Below are 23,605 nucleotides of genomic sequence, written 5' to 3'. Positions count from 1 at the left end.
TTTACTTACCGCCAACATGGATCAAGTCGTTTTTTATAGATTGTTTTCAGATAAACCCATTACTTCTTGGATTCTGGAATAGGGGTATACTTTTGATTTTCAATAAGATCCATATATTCTTCCAAATAGCCCGTATAAATATCCCTAGGGTTTACATCGTACTTTTTACAAAGTGAAGCGGCAAAGCCCACAGCTGCGCCCATTTGTCCTGTGGTTCTCATTACCCGTGGCCCCCCCAATCCAATATGGGAGGTGCTAAAATTTCTTCCGGCCATAAATAAATTATCAATATTTTTTGAATACAGACTTCGGTAAGGGATATAATATTTTGGGGTCTCATAGAAAAGTGCCTCAGAAATAAAGTCGGGGTTTTTCTCATCCTCCAATACCGTCTGATAATGAACATCCACCTCCCTGGTCTCCTCCACCACCCCATCGGGGAAAGTGCGGCCGGATTTTGCATCGTTCAAAGTAAAAATATAATCCCCGACCAATCTGCGCGATTCCCGCTTACCAACTAGATAGGATACCCATTCCAATTTTCGATTGGCATTTTCAGGAAGTTTTTTCGCATTCCCGAAAGAACCGTATATAGCCCTAAGCATATGATCCCGGATTTCCTCGGCATCGTCAATTTGATGAAGATCATTACGACTAAACTCCCACTGCCATTCCCCTTTGACCTTTGCATAGTCCCTGGCCACAGGCATGGCCCAAGGCACCTCGGGAAAATCTTCCACTTGGTCCGCTTCAAAGGATCGCCAAAGTACAGAAGAGCCCATTACAGCATTGTCCGGCTGTTTCGGACTCCATAGTTCCCCATGCTCTTTCCATTCCTCCCCATACTCATCAACACTTTCACGTCCATAAGAAAATTCGGCACCCGCCCAAAAACCTATCCAACCATCTCCTGTGGAATCCACAAAAAGTGGGGCCTCAAAACGTAAACGTTCCCCTGTGGCCGTTTGGCGTGCATCCACATAATTAATTTTATTTTCAACAGCCTTGGCATCATAGGCCCTCCAATTTAAAAAGAGGGAAATGTTATCATAACTTTTTACATTGTTATCCCTTTTTATCTGGTCTATATGTGCTTCGGGAGAGCCATTGGGATAATGTTCCGTATCCAACTTTTTCAGGATTCGTTCAAAATTACCATATATACCCAGGGTGTGTACCCTGATTTCACTACTGGCATTACCACCCAAAACGGGCCGGTCATGAATCAACGCCACCTGAAGCCCTTGCTCGGCAGCCGCTATGGCCGCTGCACAGCCAGCAATTCCCCCACCTACAACAACCAGATCATATTTCTTGGTAACTTTGGGTGCCAAAGGTTCCATAACTACCGTTTTTCTCCAAGTAGCCAACTTTTTCGAGGATGAAGGCGGTTCAACGTTAGAAGTAGTAAAATAGACGGCATCGCAACGCCCGTTGAAACCGGTGAGGTCTACAAGCTCCAAAGTATTCTTTTTATCCGTTATCTGAACAGCGCCGGCATATTCCCAGCCCCATCCCGAACGCAGACCCAATGTGTTTTCCAACACCAGGCCATTTACCTTTATTTGGAATTTCCCCGGGGCCTCCCATTCTCCCGGCACCCAGTTCTTGGTGCGTACCCAAACCTTATATTCGCCTTTATTTTTAAAATTTACCTGGGTTTGCGCATTTTCCACAGGCACCCCCATGCCATGGGCCTGAAGATAGGAAGATCCCATTTGTTCTATGAACTGGGGGTCAACGACCCACCCCCCTTTATCGTCAAAACTTTCCGCTTCCAGCAACAATTCCTGGGATATTGTTAAAGATATATTTAGGAAGCACAAAATCAGCAATAAGTATTTCATAGAAAATTATTTAATTGTTTTTAAAAACCACGGCTTGCAAAGAGGAAATAGCTCTTTAAATTTATGTTCCATTCCCAAGGCAATTTATAGAAAATTTTATTCATACCCCATTTTCTCGGTTGCCTTACATTGTATATAGACCATAATCCCAATCCAGACTTATGGTGGATTTTCCTAAAATTGTTGGGTATACAAAGAGAAGAAATTATTTCAATTCACATCCAATACGGCAAATATTTCAAAACAATGCCAGTTGGCACGTTAAAACCCAATGGCAATTTCTAGCAAAAGCATCCAATTCTTCATCATTTTATTATCCTTTTGGCAACTCCCAACCATTGTGGTAATGGGCATTTACCAAGGCATTGGAAGCATCGTCCGAAAATTGGCCCGAATAATTGTCCCAATAGATTCTGTTACCGGTTTTAAAGGCTATATTTCCCATATGGCACACCAAAGCCGCATCATACCCCACTATTAACGGAGCATTTAATTTGGAAGCATCCCTGGATTTCACCGCTTCAATGAAATTCACAGTGTGTTTATCCAATCCGTTCCCTTGATTTTTTTGTAAGGGTATACTTTGCATCTTATCCTTTTCGGCAATTACCTCCCATCCACCGCGATCCAAAACTAGGGTGCCATTATTACCAATAAACGCTATACCGTGATTGCGCCCGTAATTACCATTATCTATCCCAGTGGCGTGTTCCCACAAAATTGAAAAACCATCATACTCATAAACGGTCTGCAAGGTATCCGGTGTTTCCGATGCATCATCTGGATAGGCAAACTTACCCCCTAGGGCCATCACCGATTTTGGTGTGCTGGCCTTCATTCCATACAAGGCATAATCCATAAGGTGTACTCCCCAATCTGTCATTAATCCTCCTGCATAATCCCAGTACCACCTAAAATTAAAATGAAACCTGTTGGCATTAAACGCCTTTAGGGGAGCGGGACCCAACCACATATTATAATCCACTCCTTCAGGAACGGCCGTATCCGGTAAAACAGGGATAGATCCCATCCAACCCTGATAAGCCCAGGCTTTTGCCAAACGAATTTCTCCCAATTTCCCGGAATGTACAAAGTCTATTGCATCCACAAAATGGGGCTGACTCCTTTGCCATTGCCCTATTTGCACCATTCGATCACTGGCCTGTACTGAACCTAACATGAGATTACATTCCTCTATTGAGTTGGCCAAGGGTTTTTCGCAATACACATCCTTGCCAGCCTTTACGGCATCGGAAAGTTGTAGGCAATGCCAATGATCTGGAGTACCAATAATCACTACATCCACATCTTTATCCTCCAATAATTTCCGATAGTCCTTATATAATTTTGGTTTTTTTATTCCCGCCTTTTCCAAATCGGACGTTCTCTTTTTTAACACACTATCATCCACATCACAGAGGGCTACCACCTCAATCTCACTCATTTTAAGCATAGAACTTAAATCGCTAAATCCCATGCCGTTGCAACCGATCAATCCCACCCCGATTTTGTCGTTTGGACTAATATTTCTTCTAACGGAGGCCAATAGATCCATAGGAAATAAAAATGCCGCTCCCGTCCCCATGGCTATTAGGGAACTCTTTTTTATAAATTTTCTTCTGTTCTGAATCATGAATTTATAGATTTAATAAGTCCTTAATGTACAAATTTTTACAACAAAAAAAGCACCAACTTTAGGTTGGTGCTTTTTAAATTATTCAGAAAAAAATTACTTCTTTTCGGGTGCGTTTACTTTTTTACTCATCTCCATGGAGATAGCGGTACGGTCAAATTTTATTTTCCCGGCCATAGTTTCTATAACACAAGTAAAATCATTATCGTTTAAATCTACTACTTTTCCGTGCATACCGCTCTTGGTAACCACTTTATCTCCTTTTTTTAATTCTTCGGTAAATTTCTTCTCTTGTTTTTGACGTTTTCTTTGCGGTGCGATCATAAAAAAATACACCACTACAAACATTAATATTAGGGGAAGATATGGATATTGTTCTAACATAATTTTATTTACTTATTTAACAGGACCTACAGGACCTGCACCTTTTGGAGTTACAAATGCCTTTATTCGAAGTGTTTCACTTCCTTTACTGGTGTTGGCGGTAACAGTAATGGTCTTGGTTACCTGATTTTGTCCTGAACCGTTAAACTTCACCAACAACTCCCCTTTTTCACCTGGTGCTATTGGCGTATTTTTTGGATATTCGGGAATGGTACAACCACAGCTACTTTTGGCATCGGTAATTATCAATGGGGCGTCGCCCGTATTTGTAAATGTAAAAATAGTTTCCTGGGGAGCGTTTTGATCTATTGATCCAAAATCGTGCTCTACTTTATCGAACTCCATCACAGGAAGACTCTTGGCAGCTGCATCCCTTTCGGCAGCAACTTCTACATTGGAAGCTTCAATTTTACTGGAGGCCTTTTCCTTACAGGAAGAAAGGACAAGAACAGAAATAATACTTACGGTTAAAAATATTCTCTTCATCGGTTTAAATTTAATTATTTCTTAAGAGGTCAGATGCAAATCGCCATAAATCATCTCAGTGAATTTGAAGAATTACCATGGCTCATTTCATCTTTACTAATTTTTTATTTGCGCAAAATTAAGGAATATTTGTTTATAACAAACCCCTACCAACTTTTTTTAGTTTCCCGTCCTCTTTATACTCCCTCACCAGCTTATCCAATATACCGTTGATGAATATACTACTTTTAGGTGTGGAATACTCCTTTGCGATTTCTAAAAATTCATTTATCGTAACCCGTTCCGGTATCGATGGAAAATTGAGGAGTTCGCAAATTGCCATTTTCAAAAGTATGGCATCAATATCCGCAATTCGATCCTTGTCCCAATTAGGGGTTTTACCCTCGATCTCCTGTTCCAGTTTGGAATTGTTCAACAGGGTTTTTCTCAAAAGCATATTGGCATATGCCATATCGTCCCCATCCTTAAAAAGAGGTGGTAAAAAATAAGAAGGAACAGTACTTTCCCTTACTTTTTTAAACTGCTTTAATAGAAAAGTGTTTACAATGGGAATATCATCCACCCAGGTTAATTTGTCATCTTCAAAATAATCGTAAATCTTTTCGTTGGGCGCAATTATATCCCGGAACAAATCAATGATAAGCCTTTTGTCCTCTTCGTAAGTACTTTCGGCATTGGACATATATTTGGCATATATATCGCTCTCCATAACCTCGTTGTAAATTATCCTGATGTACTCTTCGTTCAAATACCAATTGTTCAATTTTCTTTTGGACAATTCATCCTTCAGTGTCTTGTTCCCCGCAATTTGAAGCAGAAGTTTATTTTTTAGGAATTTTTCCTTGTCGGGATAGGAATCGGAGTTGTTTTTTAGATATTTTTTGGAGGATAGGCTAAGCTGACTCTCTGCCCTTTCATGCAATTCTATAAAAAGGCTCAGCATTAACAGGTAAAGTGTGTACATGTTCTCTATGCTTACTTTCAAAAATTTCTCTTGTTTTTCCAGGGAATCATCCTTCGACTGTGTCAATGCATAAATACATTGCATAACTTTAACCCTTATGTGCCTTCTTGTAAGCATTTTTAAAGAACTTTAGTAAAATATAAAAAATTATTCGGGTACAAAAATAGGATTATATTTTTTAATCCTAACTACCTTTTTGGGTATTATCTTATGTGTTTTATAACATTTGGTTTAGAACCAAAAAACTATCTTTGCCCAATTGTAATCCAAAATCCTGCAATTTCTGTTTCATAGCCAATGAAAGAACTTCAACATTTAAATAAATATTTTAGGAAGTACCGATTTAAGCTCCTTATTGGTATTATCATTACCATGATAGCTCGAATTTTTCAATTGGTTATGCCTTCCTATGTAAAAAAATCCATTGAAGTTGTTGAAGGCTATGTAGGTAATGAAATTCTGAAGGCGGATGCCAAGGAAATGCTATGGGAATACATCCTGATAATTGTTGGAGCTGCATTGCTGTCCGGTTTCTTTACATTTCTGATGAGACAGACCATTATTAATGTCTCCAGGTACATTGAGTACGACTTAAAGAATGAGGTATTTGACCATTACCAACTATTGAGTCTCAATTTTTATAAAAAAAATAGGACCGGGGATTTAATGAACAGGATAAGCGAGGATGTAAACCAGGTACGATTGTATGGAGGTCCGGCCATTATGTACGGAATTCAAACGCTAACACTTTTTGTTTGTCTGGTTCCACTAATGTTCATAAAGGCACCAGTACTGGCCCTCTATGCTCTGTTGCCATTGCCGATTCTTTCTGTATTGATCTATCAGATCAGTAAAATAATTCACAAGCGGAGTACAATTGTGCAAGAGTTTTTATCAACCCTGTCTACCTTTACCCAAGAATCCTTTTCAGGAATTTCGGTTATAAAAGCCTATGCCCTGGAACCTAAGGTAAATGCCGAATTGAAAAATTTGGCCCTGGACGGAAAAAACAAAAGTATGGATCTTGCCAAGGTCAATGCTTGGTTTTTCCCGCTGATGATCCTTTTGATCGGAATCAGCAATATATTTGTCATCTACGTGGGCGGCAAACAATATATAGACGGGGAAATAGCGTCAATTGGTATCATTGCAGAGTTTATCTTGTATGTAAACATGCTTACCTGGCCTGTAGCGGTCGTGGGCTGGGTTACCTCCATAGTGCAGCGGGCGGAAGCATCACAAAAACGGATCAATCAATTTTTGCAGGAAGAACCCAACATAGTTAGTACCGTTAAGGAGGAAACTCCCATAAAAGGAAAGATTGAGTTTAAAAACGTAACGTTTACCTACGAGGACACCAACATTATGGCCCTGAACAACATATCCTTTACAATAAACCAGGGCGAGACAGTAGCTATATTGGGAAAAACAGGATCAGGAAAATCGACCATTTTAGATTTAATTGCCCGTTTGTACGACATTGACTCCGGAGAAATTCTGATAGATGATGTCCCCATTAAGGAATTAAACCTACAAAGCCTACGACAATCCATAGGCGCCGTACCACAGGATGCTTTTCTATTTTCCGACACCATAAAAAACAATATTAAGTTTGGAAAAGAAAATTCAACGGATGAGGAAATTATTGCCGTGGCCAAGAAAGCGGTAGTACATGAAAACATAATGGGCTTCAACAAACAGTACGAGACTATTTTGGGAGAAAGGGGCATTACCTTAAGTGGGGGACAAAAACAGCGTGTCTCCATTGCAAGGGCACTCCTTAAGGACCCACCTATCTACCTGTTTGATGATTGTCTTTCGGCAGTTGATACCGAAACGGAAGAAGAAATTCTGAACCAACTGAAAAAAGAATCCAAAAATAAGACCACACTCATTGTAAGCCATAGGGTTTCCTCGGCCAAAAACGCAGATAAAATTATAGTTCTGGAGGATGGAAAATTAATACAGGAAGGTACACATGAAGAATTAAATTCTGTTGAAGGATACTACAAAGAGCTCTATATGCATCAACTTTCTGAGAAAGAAAAATAGAAAAATGTTGTTATATTAGGTTTTTTTTTCCACTTTTGACAGATATATACCTATGAAAAATTAACTATACACTAGACGAAATGAGCGATAAAGATTTAATGGACCAAGAAGAAATTTATTCTAAAGTTTTAAGAGCAGGAAGAAGAACTTATTTTTTCGATGTTAGAAGCACCAAGGCAGGAGATTATTATTTAACTGTTACCGAAAGCAAAAAGTTCACCCATGACGATGGTTCTTTTCATTATAAAAAACACAAGATTTATTTATACAAAGAAGACTTTACCGCCTTTAAGGAGAATTTGGACGAGATGATGGATTACATTATCGATGAAAAAGGTACAGAGGTTATTTCCGAACGTCACCAGAAAGATTTTAAAAAGGAAGATTCCGAAGAAAATGGATCTATTAGCTCTACAGATAGTTTTACAGATGTAAGCTTTGACGATATTTAATCTTCTTATTCTTATACAAAAATTTAATGGCCCCTGTAATTAGGGGCCATTTCTTTTACCATGATTTAGTCTTCCCGCCACAATTTAACAAGTATACTGCCAAGGATAAAATGGGCCGAGCAGATCATTAAGGTAGCCTGCCAATTGAAGAATATTAGCATTACTCCCATGAGCAGAAGATAAAACAAGGGGTAATACAATAAGGCAAACATAAATCTGGTTGTGCTCAAAAATTCCGGTTCGCTAACTTTTGGTTTAATGAGCTTGGACCATAAAATGATCATTGGAAAGTTCAACATAAAAAATGCCCACTTAAAAATGTACTTCTGAGGTACTTCTTTTTCTCTTTTTTTATACTCTGGAAATACCCCCGTTTCCAAAATTAGGTTAATGTCCACAGGATCCAGATAATCCACCCTAGCCCTATCCAGTTTATGCACTATCTCCTCATACCTGGACTCCTCTTCAATATGTGTGGTAAGTCTTTTTAAATGATGAAACACTTCCTGCTTCAGTCGGCTGGCCGATCCTGCCAAATCCTCTTTGTTAAAAAATTCCTGGACCCTTATCCCTTCGCCATAATACAGTGCTGCCTTATCGGGAAATTTTGCGGCCTTGGCATAATTCACTCCAATTGGGACAACAGTGATATCCACAGTTGGATTATTTTCCAAAGCCAGAAACAAAATACGGGTAAACCCTTTGCTTAGAGGACGGACCCGACGTTTTAGGGAGTGGTTGCCTTCCGGAAAAATAAGTAAGGCCTCTCCCCTTTGCAGTAGCTCAGAGCAGCGTTCAAAAATGGCGTTATTTCCCGCCAATGAATCCTTACCGTCCCTGATCCTATACACCGGAATCATCTGTAAAAATTCGAAAAACACCTTCAACAAGGTTCCCTTAAACACGTCGGACCTAGTTAAAAAATAAGGTTTCCGATTACAATGGGTCGCTATCAATAGAGCATCGAGCAAGGCATTTTGATGATTCGATACAAACATAACAGGTTTTCCCAAAGGCACATTCTGCAAACCTTTAACTTTTATTCCAGAAAAATAGAATGTAAATGCCAAACGAATCCAAACCCATATAATACAATAACCTATCCTTCTCAAACAAGTTCTTCTTTATCAATTGGAAAATACCCCCAAAAGCTTGCTATGGCCAAACCCGATATCAAATGCCATATTCCCCAAAACGCGGCCAGAAGGGCCATTCCCCCCATTCCATCAAAAAAAGTAAATATCAACAGCAGTCCCAGGCCTGAATTCTGAATCCCGGTTTCTATACCAATGGTTCGCTTATCCATTTGGGAAAGACCAAAAAATTTAGCCACCGAATAGCCGGTTACAAAAGCCAAAAGATTGTGCAGGACCACTATCCAGAATACATATAATACATATTCCATAAAAACGTCCCTGTTGTCATATAAGGCAATAAAAATAAGAATCACAAAAAACACCAACGAAAGTACCTTTAAAACTTCTGCTATTTTAGATGCTATTTTGGGCCTGATATGGTTTATCGCCATCCCCGAAATTAAGGGTAATGCCAAAAGCAATGCCACTAATTTTACCATTGAAAAAGGAGCAATGGCAACTTCTTGAAGTATTGATGCGGTGGGGCCATATAGGGAGCCCCATAATTGAAGGTTTAAAGGGGTCATAAGGACAGCCAATAAAGTGGCCACAGCCGTTAGACTTACGGACAAGGCCGTATTGCCCTTTGCCAAATGTGTAATAAAATTGGAAATATTACCCCCTGGGCAAGCAGCTACCATAAACATTCCCAAAGCAATACTGGGCAAGGGCTCCAATAGCAAAACAAGTATAAAAGTTACGGCAGGAAGCAAAACAAACTGGCTCAAAACACCAACAAAAAGCGGCTTGGGCTTTCTAAGCAATCGTCTAAAGTCATCTATGGATATATCCAATGCTATCCCTAACATTACCAGGGCCAAAGCCACGTTAAGCACCCAAAGTGATTGTTGGTTAAAGTCTATATGAATCTTATCCAGGGGGGTAGTTACCAAGAATTATGAGATTTTAAGTCCATTGTCAACCTCGTCATCCGGACGCAGTAATATTACATCGGAACCGTCAACAGCCCCTAATATAAGACATTCGCTCATAAAATTTGCAATTTGTTTTTTAGGAAAATTAACCACGGCGATTATCTGCTTCCCCAAAAGTTGATCTTTGGAGTACCTTTGGGTTATTTGGGCCGATGTTTTCCTAATCCCTATCGTCTTGCCAAAATCGACATGTAACTGATAGGCTGGTTTCCTGGCCTCTGGAAAATCTTTAATTTCAATAATGGTGCCCACTCTCATATCTATTTTGGAGAAATCGGGCCAAGTAATAGTTTCTTTCACAGAACAATTCTAAGTTTTTCAATAATTTCACTGGAAAATTTCACGTCTTAGGATCTATTGGCACATGCCAAAAGTTTCAACTTTATAAATATTTCTTTTACCACAAAATATCTAATGTGGGAACCGCATACAATTGTCTATCTTTTCTTTTAACTTTGCAGTAGACCTTTTTTCTAAACATTAAAGTCATGGCCAATACACCCAGTAATATGCTGCCCATAGGCACAATAGCCCCCAACTTTAAATTGTTCGATACCACTTCGGACCAACAAAAAAGCCTTCAAGACTTAAAAGGGGCCAAGGGTACCGTAATCATGTTTATCTGCAACCACTGCCCTTTTGTTAAGCATTTGAATACCGAAATCGTCAAAACAGCAATGGAATATCAACCTAAAGATATTTCATTTATTGCAATTTCCAGCAACGATGTAGAAAATTACCCTCAGGATGCTCCCCATTTAATGAAACTGATCAGTATAGAACAGAAATATACTTTTCCCTATCTGTACGATGAAAGTCAAGAGGTTGCCAAAGCATATGATGCCGCCTGTACGCCCGATTTCTATTTATTCGATGCCAATTTAAGGCTGGTATATAGAGGTCAGTTTGACAACTCCCGCCCGGGAAATGGTATCCCAGTGAGCGGAGTGGACTTAAAATCGGCCATGGATGCCCTTCTTTCCGGAAACAAAATAAATATTGACCAAAAACCGAGTATGGGCTGTAATATCAAGTGGAAGAAACAATAGTTGCCCAATACATTTTTACTTTAAATTTCATGGAAGACCATGGCCCTTTAGCTTAAAGTACTAGGGACAATTCCAGCCCTTACGGTCTATGATGCCCTCTATGTGTGCCAAATGATGATTGCCGTGCCAGGCGTATTTTCCAATATTCTCCATAAGGCTAACCGCAACATTACCATCGGGATGAATATACACCCTTTCCAAATCCTCCTTGGACAAACCTTTTAAGAGATATACCAATTTTGCATGTAGTGCCTTAAGATAATTTATGGATAGTACTATTGGGGCCGTCTTGGCATCAAAAAGGTTGCTCCACTCCTTCTCTTCGTACGCCTTAATAATAGGTTTATCTTCGGTCAGTGCCCATTTAAATCTGGTATAACTATGATGATGGCTGTCCGCCATATGATGGACCACCTGCCTGATGGTCCAGCCACCTGGCCGATACCGAGTATTCAACTGTTGGTCGTTCAGTGGAACCACCAGATCCTCTAAACGGGTAGGCAATGCTTCCAATTCGGATATCCAATCGGACAAGGTTATATCATTGACCTTCCCGGTATATACAAAATGGCCAATGGGGTATTTCAATTCTTCCAAGCTTCTTTCTTCCATTGTATAAAATTAAAGAAGTATAATGAATAATATTAGCTATCCCAATAATTAATATTAAACCCTACCAAAGTTTTCCCATTCATAGAACGGGATCGAAGGGCGATTGGCAATGGTGCTTACAAACCCAATTAAACTAAATGTTTTTTTTGCAAAAAAAAGACCATTATTTATACGATCGAATACAGTACGTATTGCATCCCAAAAGATTAAAAAAAAATAAATTCCACCTAAACAAATTTCAAAAAACAACTTTATTTCGTTAAATTTTAATACATTTTTAACCTTTTAAAAAAGTCGATTACAAGATAATCTACTAATTTTATAGGATAATAAACTTTTAACTAAAGCACCAAAATATGGCAACAATACGATTGGGCGACCTAGCCCCTGATTTTACAGCAGATAGTTCTATGGGAATGATCAATTTATATGATTATTTAGGTGATGGATGGGGAATTTTGTTTTCGCACCCGGCGGATTTTACCCCGGTATGTACCACCGAACTTGGAACGGCCGCTAAATTCAAAGGAGAATTTGACAAACGGAACGTAAAAATGCTGGCACTGAGTGTTGATGGGGTAGCCTCTCATGGGGAATGGATCAAAGACATTAATGAGACACAGCATACCACTGTTAATTTTCCAATTATTGCCGATGAGGACAAAAAGGTCTCTACCCTTTACGACATGATTCATCCAAATGCAAACGACAGTTTAACTGTGCGTTCGGTTTACATTATAGCCCCGGACAAAACTGTAAAACTCATAATTACCTATCCTGCATCCACAGGTCGTAATTTTCACGAATTGCTCAGGGTAATAGATTCATTACAATTAACAGCATATCATAAAGTAGCCACTCCTGCCAACTGGGAAAATGGGGATAGGGTGGTTGTAAGTCCATCCATAAACACAGAGGATGCCAAAAAAATATTCACCAAAGGTGTGGAAGAAATTAAGCCCTATTTAAGAATGACCCCACAGCCGAACCTATAATTTGGATAGGACTACTATAATATCAATAGAGTCTTCCCTGTTAGGGAAGACTCTATTTTGTTTTAGCTCCCAATAACAGCAATTCCTTGTAGCTCCTTTGTTATTGAGGTGATTGAGATAATGTTATCCAACCCACTACTGTCCACAACACCTATTTGACCAAAACCATTCTCAAATGCGGCTACTTCTGCAGGCCAAGAGAAACAAAAAATTAAATTTAATTAGGTGTTGACGCCTTATTATTCTTCTTTTTAATCAAACTTCCCTAACCTGTACCCCAACATTCCCAGAAATTCATTTAGCGCGCAAAAAAAATCCATTTTCCCTGTAGGAATTAAAAAAACGTGCAGAACACATAAAAACTGATATGAAAAAGTAAAAGTTTAAGACCGAGGACATTAACGCACAGTTGATTAGCCGTTTATTCACTTTTTAAAAATCGTGTCAAAATCTTCCAAAATAAATATAACTATCAAAAAATCATGTAGTTAAATAATAAAACCTTATCTTGGCGGCTAATTTAATTTTTTTAATTTTTTATAATGAATAAAGGAACAGTAAAATTTTTCAATGATTCCAAAGGATTCGGATTTATCACTGAAGAAGGCTCAAGCGAAGATCACTTTGTACACATTTCTGGTTTAATCGACGAAATTCGCGAAGGTGATGTTGTAGAATTTGAATTACAACAAGGTAAAAAAGGATTGAACGCAGTAAATGTAAAAGTGATTTAATAATTACGGTACAATTTTTTTTAGAAAATAGAGCCCATCCTAGCGGATGGGCTTTTTTATTGGACTTTATCGAAATTTAAACCAAAGCTGTTTAGGGAGTAAAAGTATTTCATTAAAAGACTGTTTTGTAGGATTTTTCATGTTTAAAAGTAATATTTATATTTTTAACGCAACCTTTCCCCAATTTTACCATCTTCCTTAAAAACACTAAAATCGCACCATTAAAATAACTTAAGCATGACTACTTTTTTCACCATTCTTCTCTCCTTATTGGTAATAAACATAGCGCTTTTAGTATTGAGCCTTAATAAGACCAAAAGATAGAAAGCAATTTTGAATTTACCATATAAGGTTTAATTTCAACTTAAACACAATAGGGTCGAAAACATTTTTCGTCTCTCAATTCTGAACCATTAGTAAAAAAAAAGACCCCAATTTCTTAGGGTCTTTTTTTTATGTGAAAATTGGAATTTATCCTATCCCCATTAATTCAACATCAAATATAAGGGTGGCATTGGGTGGAATAACCCCGCCGGCACCAGCACTTCCATATGCCAAATTGGAAGGAATTACAAACCTGGCCTTGTCCCCAACCTTCAATAGGCCAATACCTTCATCCCATCCTGGAATAACTTGGCCCACACCTAATTGAAAGCTAATTGGCTCCTTTCTTTTATAGGAAGAATCAAAAACTTGGCCGTTCAACAAAGATCCTTCATAATGTACTGAAACATTTTTTCCACTTACGGCCTTGCTTCCTTTTCCCTCTTGAACAATTTTATACCTAAGTCCACTTTCCGTTTCGTTAAATCCAGCTGCAACTTTATCCAGTTCAGCTGCTATTTTTTTCTTTTCCTCCGCAAGTCTTTTTTCCCTAGAACCCTCAAAAGTCCTAAAAGCCTCTACCGCATTCCAATTATCCGCTTCCGACCCAATTCGCTCTATGGTCAAACTTTCTATTTTATCGCCCTGTTTAATGGCATCCACCACATCCTGACCTTTCACTACGTGCCCAAAAACGGTATGCTTGTTATCTAACCAAGGAGTGGCCACATGGGTAATAAAAAATTGAGTGCCATTTGTACCAGGTCCGGCATTGGCCATTGAAAGTACGCCAGGTCCGTCATGGGTAAGATCTGGATGAAATTCATCATCAAATTTATAGCCCCCGTCACCAGTACCGGTTCCTAGCGGACAACCTCCCTGTATCATAAAATCCGGAATAACCCTATGGAATTTCAATCCGTCATAATAGGGTTTACCTTGAGCCTTGATACTATTTTCTAGATTACCCTCCGCCAAGGCTACAAAGTTACCCACGGTTCCAGGGGTTTTATCATGCGTAAGCTTTACCAGTATTTCTCCTTTCGAAGTATTGAATTTTGCGTAAATTCCGTCTTGCATATCACTGTTTTTTAATTAGTCCGCAAAGGTAAGGATAAGTTTTCTGTTTATAAAAAACACTGCGGATTGGATAATCCCATTTCATCTACCTGTAGGCATTCTTCATAATAAATTTCCTTTCCCCAAGTTCCACTCCCTTAAACAGTGCCAAGAACTACTTGATGCCATATTGGTCAAAGAGATAGATTAAACTGGCCATAGAGGCAGCTCCAAGTTCCAATTCCCGTTTATTTACATGCGCAAAGGTATCGTTGGCCGAATGGTGATGATCAAAATACCGCTGACTGTCCGGTTTTAAACCTGCCAAAACAATATCATCATTTTTCAATGGTCCAATATCCGCTCCGCTCCACCCTTTTATAAATTGGTGCACCAAATAGGGTTCAAACAAGCTTTTCCAACCCTCTATCTGCTTAAAATTGGCCTGATTGCAATCAAATGAAAAACCTCGGGGCGTAAAACCACCGGAATCACTTTCCAGGGCAAAAATATGTTTCTCATTATTTTTGGACGCCTGCTCCGCATAGGTGGTACCGCCACGAAGTCCGTTTTCCTCGTTCATAAAAAGGACCACCCGTATGGTACGTTTAGGTCTATATCCTGTAACCTTTAGCAACCTTAACACTTCCATACTCTGCACACATCCAGCACCATCATCATGTGAACCGTCTCCCAAATCCCATGAATCCAAATGTCCTCCCACCAACAAAATTTCATTTGGATAGGTACTTCCTTTGATTTCCCCAATTACATTATAAGACTCCACATCCGGCAATATTTTACAATTTTGTCTAAAGAAAAAATTTATGCCCGGATTTAGTTTTAAGGTGGCACTTAGCAGTTCGGCTCCATTTGTACTTATGGCCGCGGCTGGAATCCTACTCTCTATGGGCGTGTTTCCATAGCTCATAGCACCTGTATGGGGAAAATCGTCCAACCGAAGGTTTAAGGACCTGACAATTACCCCTACGGCACCGTACTTGGCCGCTTCGGCGGCACCTGAATATCGTTGGTCCGAACAACCTCCGTAAGACTGAAAGGTGTCAATATTTACAGGGTCCATAGGTTTATTAAAAAACACTATCTTCCCCTGAATTTTTTCTTTCCCCAGCGTTTTTAGCCCTTCAATACCCATAACCTCAACCACCCCTGCCTTTATTCCTCCAAAAGGAGTGGCCACAGAACCTCCCAAAGCACATATGGGGACATTATTGGTCAATCCGGGATCGCTCTCTATATAAGCAAATTCCGGTGTACCCCTTACCCACTTTGGGACTTTGACCGGCTGAAGCCAAACGCGGTCCAGTCCCATGGAATCGAGAACTTTTTTTGTGTAATCCACAGCCTTCTGTGCTTGCAAAGAACCCGAAAGTCTTCCTCCAATCTGATTGGACAAATAATTTAACCAAGCATATCCATTGCCATTGGTAAGGGCCGTGTTATATATTTCTTTAATTTGTTTTTCATCATTGTTCTGTGCTTCGATCTGTAGTGCAATTAGTAAAAATACCAACAATAAATACCTCATTCGTTTTCCAATTGTTTTTTATATTCTTCTAAATTAGCTTTTATTTTATCATCGAGTTCGGGTTCCCTTATATCTTTGTATTTTTTTAACTCTTCATACAAAATTGAAGCAACTATTAACCGGGCAGCTTTTTTATTGTCGGAAGGAACAACGAACCAGGGGGCATGCGGTTTTGATGTTTTGTTAAGTGCTTCCTCGTAGCATTTTTGGTATTGGTCCCAAATAAGTCTTTCCTTTAAATCGCCAGGGGAAAACTTCCAGTTTTTCTTCCTTAATTCCAACCTTCTCAATAATCGCTGCCGTTGCTCCTCCTTGGATAAATGCAGAAAAAATTTAAATATAATGGTCCCGTTTTCCGCTATATGACGTTCAAAATTATTTATTTGTTCAAAACGTTTGTCCCAAAAACTTTGATCTATGTCCTCTACCCTATGGATTCCGGGAATATGTTCATTCAATATGTATTCCGGATGCACCCTGGTTACCAAAACATTTTCGTAATGTGTACGGTTAAAAACCCCAAATTTTCCCTTTGCCGGCAGGGCAATATAGTGTCGCCAAATATAGTCGTGCTTTAATTCCAGCTCTGTTGGCACTTTAAAACTATGCACCACTACCCCCCTGGCGTTAAAATCCTTGAATACTTCCCTAATCAAACTATCCTTCCCGGCAGTATCGGTACCCTGCAAACAAATTAAAACGCTGTATTTGGCATGGGCATACATGGTATCCTGAAACTCCCCTAATTCTATCCTAACGCTTTCAAGTGCTTTCCTTAATTTTTTATCCGAAGACCCCAAATCTTCCCTTGTATTTAAATCGGCCAATTTAATTTCCCTATCAACCTTATAAGTTGCTGCTTCTATGTTCTTCATGAATTGGTTTTAGTGCTCCTGTATTGAGCAATTAAAGACAAAAAATATATGAAATTTTTCAGACTACCTAAAAGTTAAGGCCAGAATGCGTTAAGTTATAGGTATTGATCATAATTACCCAAGTATTGGACATTCACCTTATGTTGGCTTAAAATTTACGCATATTCATAAGAAATTACCCTAATTCCGAAGTAAAATTAGGCACCCTAGTGGATCTATATGCTTCATATACAAGGGAATCCAAAAAAAACACAACCTTATATCCATAAAAAGCCACTGTTGGTCTAAAAACATAGTTTTAAGATGTACTTCATCGAAAAAATCATCTAAATACAAAGTGGTAAGCTTACCTTTACAAGGTTATATTTCCCAGTATAACAATAAACTAAAACCTACTTTATGAGACATTCCGTTATAATTGTTTGTTCTTTGGCGCTGTTTATTTTTTCTTCCTTTAAGAGTAACAAAGCCTGTGAATATGCCGGTTCCAATATTGGTTACATCCAATCACAAACTGAAAAGGCCATTGCCACCGACGACATTAACATCTCCAAATATTTTGCCTATAAAGCATTGAACGCCATAGTGAAATCCAAGTCCCAATTAGAGGATTGTGGCTGCGAGCATGCCATGGCACTTATACACGAAAGTTCCGTTAACTTGACCAATGCCACTAGGGCCTCCTCTATACCTGGTGTACAAATACTCCTAAAAAAGGCCTTGGACAATGCTTTGGGAAGTATGGAAGCCTTAAACGAACACGATTCCCATGATAGCAGATATAATAACGATGTTCTGGCTATGAATACCAAAACTTCCATAGCTGCAAAAGAATCACTTAAACCTGTAGATACAAATACCCTTGAAATCAAAGTGAATATTGCCTTGGAAAAGTTCAAAGAATCTTTGGACAAGGTAGTGGAAACTGTAGATTGCAAAGAAGCCACTGCATTTGCGCAAAACGTGTACAATAATTGTGAACAGCAACTTCTAAAATCCAACCTTTCTGCAGGCAAAAAATACTATAACCTAAAAACCAAAGAAATTGCCGCCAATGCCCTTAAAAAGTTGAATGGCTGCAGGAACTAACGATGAGCAATGAGATAATTAAAATAAGCCTTAACTAGTTCCCTTTACCCCCATTTTCCCGAAACACTAAAGAACCTATTGGGTATCGAGGCCTAATTTCTACCTTCATACTTAGGTTCCAAATAGCCCTTCTTTACTAAATTAATAGCTCTATTTACTGGCAAAAGATTTTACGTCTTCCTCGGTTACTTCGTTGCCCCCAAGTATTATAAGCCGCTCTACAACATTTCTCAATTCCCTAATATTCCCAGTCCAGTCATACCCTTTTAACAAGGCAATGGCCTTTGCAGAAAAGGTTTTGGGAGTACTACCATGCTCTGAGGCTATTTTTTCTGAGAAGTGTTTTATGAGTAAAGGTATATCATCCCTTCTATCGTTCAATGAAGGAACCTTAATTAGAATTACTGCTAATCTGTGGTATAGATCTTCGCGAAACCTTCCGCTTTCAATTTCCTTTTTTAGGTCCTTATTGGTGGCGGCCACTACTCTAACATCTACTTTGATGTCTTTATCCGATCCTACCCTGCTTATTTTATTTTCCTGAAGTGCCCTAAGAACTTTTGCCTGGGCAGAAAGGCTCATGTCCCCTATTTCATCCAAAAAAATGGTTCCTTTATTTGCAGCCTCAAACTTTCCGGCCCGGTCCTTTACAGCGGATGTGAAAGCCCCCTTAACATGTCCAAAAAGTTCGCTTTCAATTAATTCGGAAGGGATTGCTGCACAGTTGACCTCAATCAGAGGATTGGCATTCCGCTCGCTTTTTTCATGGATCCAATGGGCCACTAGTTCCTTACCTGTACCATTGGAACCCGTAATGAGGACTCTGGCATCGGTTGGGGCTACTTTTTCTATCATTTCCTTAATGACGGAGATTTCATTGCTTTCCCCAATCATTTCATAATTTTTGCTTACTTTTTTCTTCAGAATTTTATTCTCCACCACCAAATCCTTTCTATCCAAGGCATTGCGCACTGTAGTCAACAACCTGTTTAGATCGGGTGGTTTTGAAATATAATCGAAGGCCCCGAGCCTCATGGTATTCACTGCCGTATCCAGGTCTCCGTGCCCGGAAATCATAATGAAGGGAATTTCGGGCTTTATTTTTCTCGCTGCTTCCAAAACCTCGACCCCATCCATTTTGGGCATCTTTATATCACAAAGTACAAGATCAAAATCATCTTTTTTAATTGTTTCCAACCCTATCAACCCATCTTCGGCCTCCTCCACTTTATAGTTTTCATTTTCCTCCGAAAGGATTTTCACCAAAACCCTTCTAATGGCCGATTCATCTTCAATTACAAGTATTCTAGACATAATTATGTATTTTAAATTCCAATCCTAAAACCTGTTCTAAAATAGAAACTAGGTTCATCGTTCAATGTAAAGATATCATTTCGCTCTTCATCCCTCAACACCCCCGCCTGAAACAAGGTATGGCCCGCGTAGCCATAAAAGAAAATATTTTTGGCCACTGCATATTGGTATCCCAATGTAAACAAAGCCACCGAGGTAGAAATGGAAGAGGCAACACCAGAATCCGAGCTGATTACCGTATTCTGCAAATTAACGTAATATCCATCCAAAATAAACTCGGTCTGCAGCATATGTTTATCGTTAAAAAAATATTTCATGCCACTCTTGGGGGCCCCCACCACATATGCCCAATTGGGATGGAACCGCTTTTCAAAATAGACCAAGGGCAAGGGAACTCTAACGGCCACAGTTGAGTTATAGGCTATTCCCAGTACCAAGCGCGTTGGTTTTTCAATTTTAGGCCTATCCCGTAAGGCCCCTATGGTCATGTTAACGGAGACATCCCCCTGCCCAATATCATTGGTCAAAGTGGACGACAAACGTGGCGTTACCACCCCTACAAAGCGCCAGTCCTTATTGTACTGCAATATATAGGCCATATTTAAATCGGCAACATGAAAGGTTTCCGTGATTACATCGTCATAGGGCGTTCTACGGTTTAGATCGTAGGCAATGCGATTGTATTCGCCCCCGACAATAATATTGTCATTTTTTCCTACTTTAATGGGCAGGTTGGCCACCAGTTTAATTCTGGATAATTTTGCTTCAGCCGTATTTCTTGGCATCAACATATATTCTAACCTAAAAACATCCGGTGTTTGGGCAAGACAAAAATTCATCGACAAAAAGAATCCCAAAATGAATTCCCTACCCTTTCCCTTAATTCCCATTCCCAATATCCTTTTTTTCTACTTGCATCGTTTCAATTGGACGGGATTGAAACATATGAACATCCCTTTGAGGAAAAGGGATACTTATATTGTACTCCCTAAATTTAGCATCTATAATATACCGCATAGCACTTTTAATTTTTGGATCTCCATAACTGTCGTTAATGAAAAAATTGATGGAAAACATTAAAGCGGAATCCCCAAAATCTTCAAAAAGTACAAATGGCTTGGGATTTTTCAAGACCCCTTTTTGTTCACTGGCAATATTTTCCAAAATTTTAGTCACCAAAGCAACATCGCTTCCATAGGCCACTCCAACCTTAACGTTCTCCCTGGTACTTTTATGATTTTGGGTATAATTATAAATACTATCCGTTAAAAATTGATGGTTGGGAATTATGATTACCTTATCATCCCTAGTAAGCGCCCTTGTAGTCCTTAATCGAATTTCGAAAACCTGACCTACCTTTTGGTTTACCTCCACAATATCCCCTACGCGCAAAGACTGATCCAATATAATCAGAATACCGGAAATAATGTCCTGAAACAAATATTGAAGGGCAAATCCCAAACCAACAAACAGCGCCGCCGATGCGGTCATCAAAACAGTGAGATTGACCCCGGATGTATGCAGAACGATCAGTACTACCAGTATATAAAAGAGGTACCTTAAAAATCCAAAAATACTGACAAACTTATTCCTATCCTCCTCGGGTAACTTTGAGGTAATCAATTTATGAATCAGTTTTAAGGCGTAGGTTACCAGGATTATTGTAACAATGATGGTCAAAAGGGTAGCAGTGGTAATTTCCACCTTATCACCAGGCCAAATTTTGTAGCTGAGGAATTCCTCCAATCCCTTTATTATACCTTTTAATTCCTCCATATCAATATTTCAGCCATTTAAACAAATCCCTATAGGAAGGCTTCTTTCCGTACATCAATATCCCTACCCTATATATTTTGGCCGCCAACCATACAATACCTATAAAAGTGATAATTAATAATAGAATTGAAACCACAACCTCCCATATTGGCACCCCCCCTTCACCTATACCGCCCGGTAGACGCATGAGCATTACAATTGGCGATGTTAAGGGAAATAATGAGAACCCTACAGCAATTGGGCCATGGGGATTATTAAAGACCGAGAAGAAACCAACATAAATGGCCAACATTAATGGCAATATAATTGGAAAAATAAATTGTTGTGTATCTGTCTCGTTGTCCACTGCAGCCCCTATGGCCGCATATATTGAACTATATATTAGGTAACCCAGGACAAAATAGATGACAAAAAAGCAAATAAGCATTATCCAAGGAATCCTAAAAAGTTCGTTCGCGTACAATTGCATGGCAGAATCCGATGCTGTCACATAGGCAGCCCCTCCTATCAGACCAGGGGCATTGCCAGCCTCGGAGTTAAGGGCAGATGGATCAATGTCGAAAACAAGAATCAATACACCAAACATGATAAAGGCCGAAATAATCCAGATAGCGAACTGGGTAACACCAGCCAAGGAAGTTCCAATTATTTTCCCCAGCATAAGTTGAAAAGGTTTCACGGAAGAAATAATAACTTCTATTATCCTGGTGGTTTTTTCCTCTATCACACTGCGCATTACAAAGCCACCGTATATAATAATGAACATCATGATCAGGTACCCAAATGCCCCACCTATAAAAGCTTTCATTTCGGTTATGCCTTTTAGGTTCTGTTCCCCTGAAAAGGTAGCGGTATTGATTTCAAAATTATTGTCAACACTTTCAAAATCCGATACAGAGACGCCTAATTCCTGTAGTCGCTGCATACGTAATCGATCTTCGAATACATTTTCCAAGTTATCTAAAATAGAAGATCCCGGAGCATCCTTACTATAAAAAAAAGACCTACTTACCACTTGTTCCAAGTCCTTATCATTGGGAATGTACAACAAGCCATAAAATCCCATTTTTTGAATGGAATCCTTCGCCGCCTCCAGGCCTATATCTTTAAATTTTATAAACGAAGTACTTTCCGTTCCCTGAAAGTCGGTGGAAAAATAATTGCTTTCGTTTAATATTCCAATAGTCCGTTTTTCACTATCGTTGATCTTGGTCAGATAAACAATAAGAACTACCATTCCCACCATGAGGATCGGACTCAAGAAAGTCATGACCACAAATGATTTATTTCTAACCTTTGCTAAATATTCGCGTTTTATGATGAGCGATAACTTACCCATAAGTACTATCTGGATTGAACGGTTCTAATAAATATGTCGTTTGCCGATGGAATTGTCTCCATGAAATTGTTGACATTTGCCTTGCCCGATAAATGGGCCAGAAAGTGACCTGTATTATCAGATGGCAGTTGCACTGTAAAATTTAGTTGCAATCCGTCATCTACATATTCCGAAGATAGAATCTCAAATTTATCCTTTAGATCCTCCAAGAGACCGTTGGCGCTCTGTACCCCTAGCCCAACCTTATAAATATTATTTTTATAGGCCTTTTTAATATCGCTAAGCTTACCATCCAATATTTTCTCGGACTTGTGCACCAAGGCTATATATTCGCATAGTTCCTCCACGGATTCCATCCGGTGCGTTGAAAAAATTATGGTGGTGCCCTTATCCCTTAATTGAAGGATTTCATCCTTAATAAGGTTGGCATTTATAGGATCAAAACCGCTAAAGGGTTCATCAAAGATCAAAAGCTTTGGTTCATGTAGAACTGTTACAATAAATTGGATCTTTTGGGCCATGCCCTTAGAGAGCTCCTGTATTTTCTTGTTCCACCAATCCCCGATCTCCAGTCTATCAAACCAATATTTCAACCTGATTTTGGCATCGGACTTGGACAGTCCTTTTAACTGGGCCAGATACAGGGCCTGTTCCCCAACCTTCATACTTTTATAAAGCCCCCTTTCCTCCGGCAAATATCCAATCATAGAAATATGCTGGTCCCGCAATGGCTCACCATCAAAGTAAATTGCCCCTTGATCCGGATAAATTATTTGATTAATAATCCGTATTAATGTGGTTTTCCCAGCTCCATTGGGTCCAAGCAAACCATAGATACTATTCTTGGGAATTTCCAATGAAACTTTGTTGAGAGCTATATGGCTCCCAAACTGCTTTGAAACCTCATTAGCGACCAATATATTATTCATGCATGCAATTTCCCCAAAGATATATAATTGCTATTTAAGAGATAGGACGGATATTTATAAATTATACTTTTT

Annotated in this window: 23 protein-coding genes; 6 read left to right on the top strand and 17 right to left on the bottom strand. The window is 39.2% G+C overall.

Annotated features, from left to right (window positions below):
• Positions 1 to 59 precede the first annotated feature (59 nt).
• From C7972_RS18745 to nusB, 5 genes are all read right to left on the bottom strand, one after another.
• Positions 60 to 1,847: an FAD-dependent oxidoreductase gene (locus C7972_RS18745; protein ID WP_110357705.1), complete on the bottom strand. Its 1,788-nt coding sequence runs from the start codon at positions 1,845 to 1,847 to the stop codon at positions 60 to 62.
• A 313-nt stretch (positions 1,848 to 2,160) separates the two neighbouring features.
• Positions 2,161 to 3,480, bottom strand: coding sequence for a Gfo/Idh/MocA family protein (locus C7972_RS18735; RefSeq protein WP_110357703.1), 1,320 nt, complete (start codon positions 3,478 to 3,480; stop codon positions 2,161 to 2,163).
• A 96-nt stretch (positions 3,481 to 3,576) separates the two neighbouring features.
• Positions 3,577 to 3,864, bottom strand: a complete 288-nt coding sequence (yajC, locus tag C7972_RS18730) for a preprotein translocase subunit YajC (protein WP_110357702.1) — start codon at positions 3,862 to 3,864, stop codon at positions 3,577 to 3,579.
• Positions 3,865 to 3,876: 12 nt separating this feature from the next.
• Entirely contained in the window at positions 3,877 to 4,350 is a 474-nt protein-coding gene (locus tag C7972_RS18725; protein ID WP_110357701.1) for a DUF1573 domain-containing protein, read from the bottom strand.
• Between the two features lie 133 nt (positions 4,351 to 4,483).
• A complete protein-coding gene (gene nusB / locus C7972_RS18720; RefSeq protein ID WP_110357700.1) occupies positions 4,484 to 5,431 on the bottom strand; it encodes a transcription antitermination factor NusB in 948 nt (315 codons plus the stop codon).
• A 180-nt stretch (positions 5,432 to 5,611) separates the two neighbouring features.
• On the opposite strand from nusB, the gene C7972_RS18715 reads away from it, so the two are divergent.
• Entirely contained in the window at positions 5,612 to 7,366 is a 1,755-nt protein-coding gene (locus C7972_RS18715; protein WP_110357699.1) for an ABC transporter ATP-binding protein, read from the top strand.
• Positions 7,367 to 7,446: 80 nt separating this feature from the next.
• Positions 7,447 to 7,818: a PUR family DNA/RNA-binding protein gene (locus tag C7972_RS18710; protein ID WP_110357698.1), complete on the top strand. Its 372-nt coding sequence runs from the start codon at positions 7,447 to 7,449 to the stop codon at positions 7,816 to 7,818.
• Positions 7,819 to 7,883: 65 nt separating this feature from the next.
• Here the strand turns inward: C7972_RS18710 and C7972_RS18705 are convergent, their stop codons facing one another.
• The 3 genes from C7972_RS18705 to C7972_RS18695 are packed head-to-tail and all read right to left on the bottom strand — an operon-like array spanning position 7,884 to position 10,189.
• Complete coding sequence (locus C7972_RS18705; RefSeq protein WP_258364894.1) at positions 7,884 to 8,888, bottom strand: lysophospholipid acyltransferase family protein; 1,005 nt, start codon at positions 8,886 to 8,888, stop codon at positions 7,884 to 7,886.
• 38 nt (positions 8,889 to 8,926) lie between these two features.
• The gene (locus C7972_RS18700; RefSeq protein WP_110357696.1) at positions 8,927 to 9,847 is read right to left on the bottom strand and encodes a bile acid:sodium symporter family protein; all 921 of its coding nucleotides are present in this window, start codon (positions 9,845 to 9,847) and stop codon (positions 8,927 to 8,929) included.
• Between the two features lie 3 nt (positions 9,848 to 9,850).
• Entirely contained in the window at positions 9,851 to 10,189 is a 339-nt protein-coding gene (locus C7972_RS18695) for a tRNA-binding protein (RefSeq protein ID WP_110357695.1), read from the bottom strand.
• 188 nt (positions 10,190 to 10,377) lie between these two features.
• Between C7972_RS18695 and C7972_RS18690 the strand changes: the two genes are divergently transcribed.
• Positions 10,378 to 10,938 (top strand): thioredoxin family protein, encoded by a 561-nt coding sequence (locus C7972_RS18690; protein ID WP_110357694.1) that lies wholly within the window; start codon positions 10,378 to 10,380, stop codon positions 10,936 to 10,938.
• A 60-nt stretch (positions 10,939 to 10,998) separates the two neighbouring features.
• On the opposite strand, the gene C7972_RS18685 is transcribed toward C7972_RS18690, so the two are convergent.
• Complete coding sequence (locus tag C7972_RS18685; protein ID WP_110357693.1) at positions 10,999 to 11,550, bottom strand: YfiT family bacillithiol transferase; 552 nt, start codon at positions 11,548 to 11,550, stop codon at positions 10,999 to 11,001.
• 356 nt (positions 11,551 to 11,906) lie between these two features.
• Here C7972_RS18685 and C7972_RS18675 point away from each other — a divergent pair, with 356 nt between their 5' ends.
• On the top strand, positions 11,907 to 12,545 hold the full coding sequence (locus C7972_RS18675) for a peroxiredoxin (protein ID WP_110357691.1): 639 nt from the start codon (positions 11,907 to 11,909) through the stop codon (positions 12,543 to 12,545).
• 542 nt (positions 12,546 to 13,087) lie between these two features.
• Positions 13,088 to 13,279: a cold-shock protein gene (locus C7972_RS18670; RefSeq protein WP_026812084.1), complete on the top strand. Its 192-nt coding sequence runs from the start codon at positions 13,088 to 13,090 to the stop codon at positions 13,277 to 13,279.
• 471 nt (positions 13,280 to 13,750) lie between these two features.
• On the opposite strand, the gene C7972_RS18665 is transcribed toward C7972_RS18670, so the two are convergent.
• From C7972_RS18665 to C7972_RS18655, 3 genes are all read right to left on the bottom strand, one after another.
• The gene (locus tag C7972_RS18665) at positions 13,751 to 14,683 is read right to left on the bottom strand and encodes a peptidylprolyl isomerase (protein ID WP_110357690.1); all 933 of its coding nucleotides are present in this window, start codon (positions 14,681 to 14,683) and stop codon (positions 13,751 to 13,753) included.
• A 154-nt stretch (positions 14,684 to 14,837) separates the two neighbouring features.
• Complete coding sequence (locus tag C7972_RS18660; RefSeq protein ID WP_110357689.1) at positions 14,838 to 16,211, bottom strand: M28 family peptidase; 1,374 nt, start codon at positions 16,209 to 16,211, stop codon at positions 14,838 to 14,840.
• Positions 16,208 to 17,086 carry a PPK2 family polyphosphate kinase gene (locus C7972_RS18655; protein WP_110357688.1) on the bottom strand — a complete coding sequence of 293 codons (879 nt, stop codon included), beginning with the start codon at positions 17,084 to 17,086 and terminating at the stop codon, positions 16,208 to 16,210. Before C7972_RS18655 ends, C7972_RS18660 begins: the two co-directional genes overlap by 4 nt.
• Positions 17,087 to 17,485: 399 nt before the next feature.
• Between C7972_RS18655 and C7972_RS18650 the strand changes: the two genes are divergently transcribed.
• Complete coding sequence (locus C7972_RS18650; RefSeq protein ID WP_110357687.1) at positions 17,486 to 18,175, top strand: hypothetical protein; 690 nt, start codon at positions 17,486 to 17,488, stop codon at positions 18,173 to 18,175.
• 150 nt (positions 18,176 to 18,325) lie between these two features.
• On the opposite strand, the gene C7972_RS18645 is transcribed toward C7972_RS18650, so the two are convergent.
• From C7972_RS18645 to C7972_RS18625, 5 genes are read right to left on the bottom strand one after another with little or no spacing between them, the layout of a single operon-like run.
• Positions 18,326 to 19,489 (bottom strand): sigma-54 dependent transcriptional regulator, encoded by a 1,164-nt coding sequence (locus C7972_RS18645; protein WP_110357686.1) that lies wholly within the window; start codon positions 19,487 to 19,489, stop codon positions 18,326 to 18,328.
• 11 nt (positions 19,490 to 19,500) lie between these two features.
• Entirely contained in the window at positions 19,501 to 20,379 is an 879-nt protein-coding gene (locus C7972_RS18640; protein WP_110357685.1) for a DUF6268 family outer membrane beta-barrel protein, read from the bottom strand.
• On the bottom strand, positions 20,369 to 21,265 hold the full coding sequence (locus tag C7972_RS18635) for a mechanosensitive ion channel family protein (RefSeq protein ID WP_110357684.1): 897 nt from the start codon (positions 21,263 to 21,265) through the stop codon (positions 20,369 to 20,371). Before C7972_RS18635 ends, C7972_RS18640 begins: the two co-directional genes overlap by 11 nt.
• 1 nt (position 21,266) lies before the next feature.
• Positions 21,267 to 22,604 (bottom strand): ABC transporter permease, encoded by a 1,338-nt coding sequence (locus C7972_RS18630; RefSeq protein ID WP_110357683.1) that lies wholly within the window; start codon positions 22,602 to 22,604, stop codon positions 21,267 to 21,269.
• 5 nt (positions 22,605 to 22,609) lie between these two features.
• Positions 22,610 to 23,533 carry an ABC transporter ATP-binding protein gene (locus tag C7972_RS18625; protein WP_110357682.1) on the bottom strand — a complete coding sequence of 308 codons (924 nt, stop codon included), beginning with the start codon at positions 23,531 to 23,533 and terminating at the stop codon, positions 22,610 to 22,612.
• Positions 23,534 to 23,605 lie beyond the last annotated feature (72 nt).

This window comes from Arenibacter sp. ARW7G5Y1 (assembly GCF_003201775.1).
GTDB lineage: Bacteria > Bacteroidota > Bacteroidia > Flavobacteriales > Flavobacteriaceae > Arenibacter.
The sequence above is the reverse complement of the archived record's forward strand: the minus strand, read 5'-3'. Positions and strand labels throughout refer to the sequence as shown.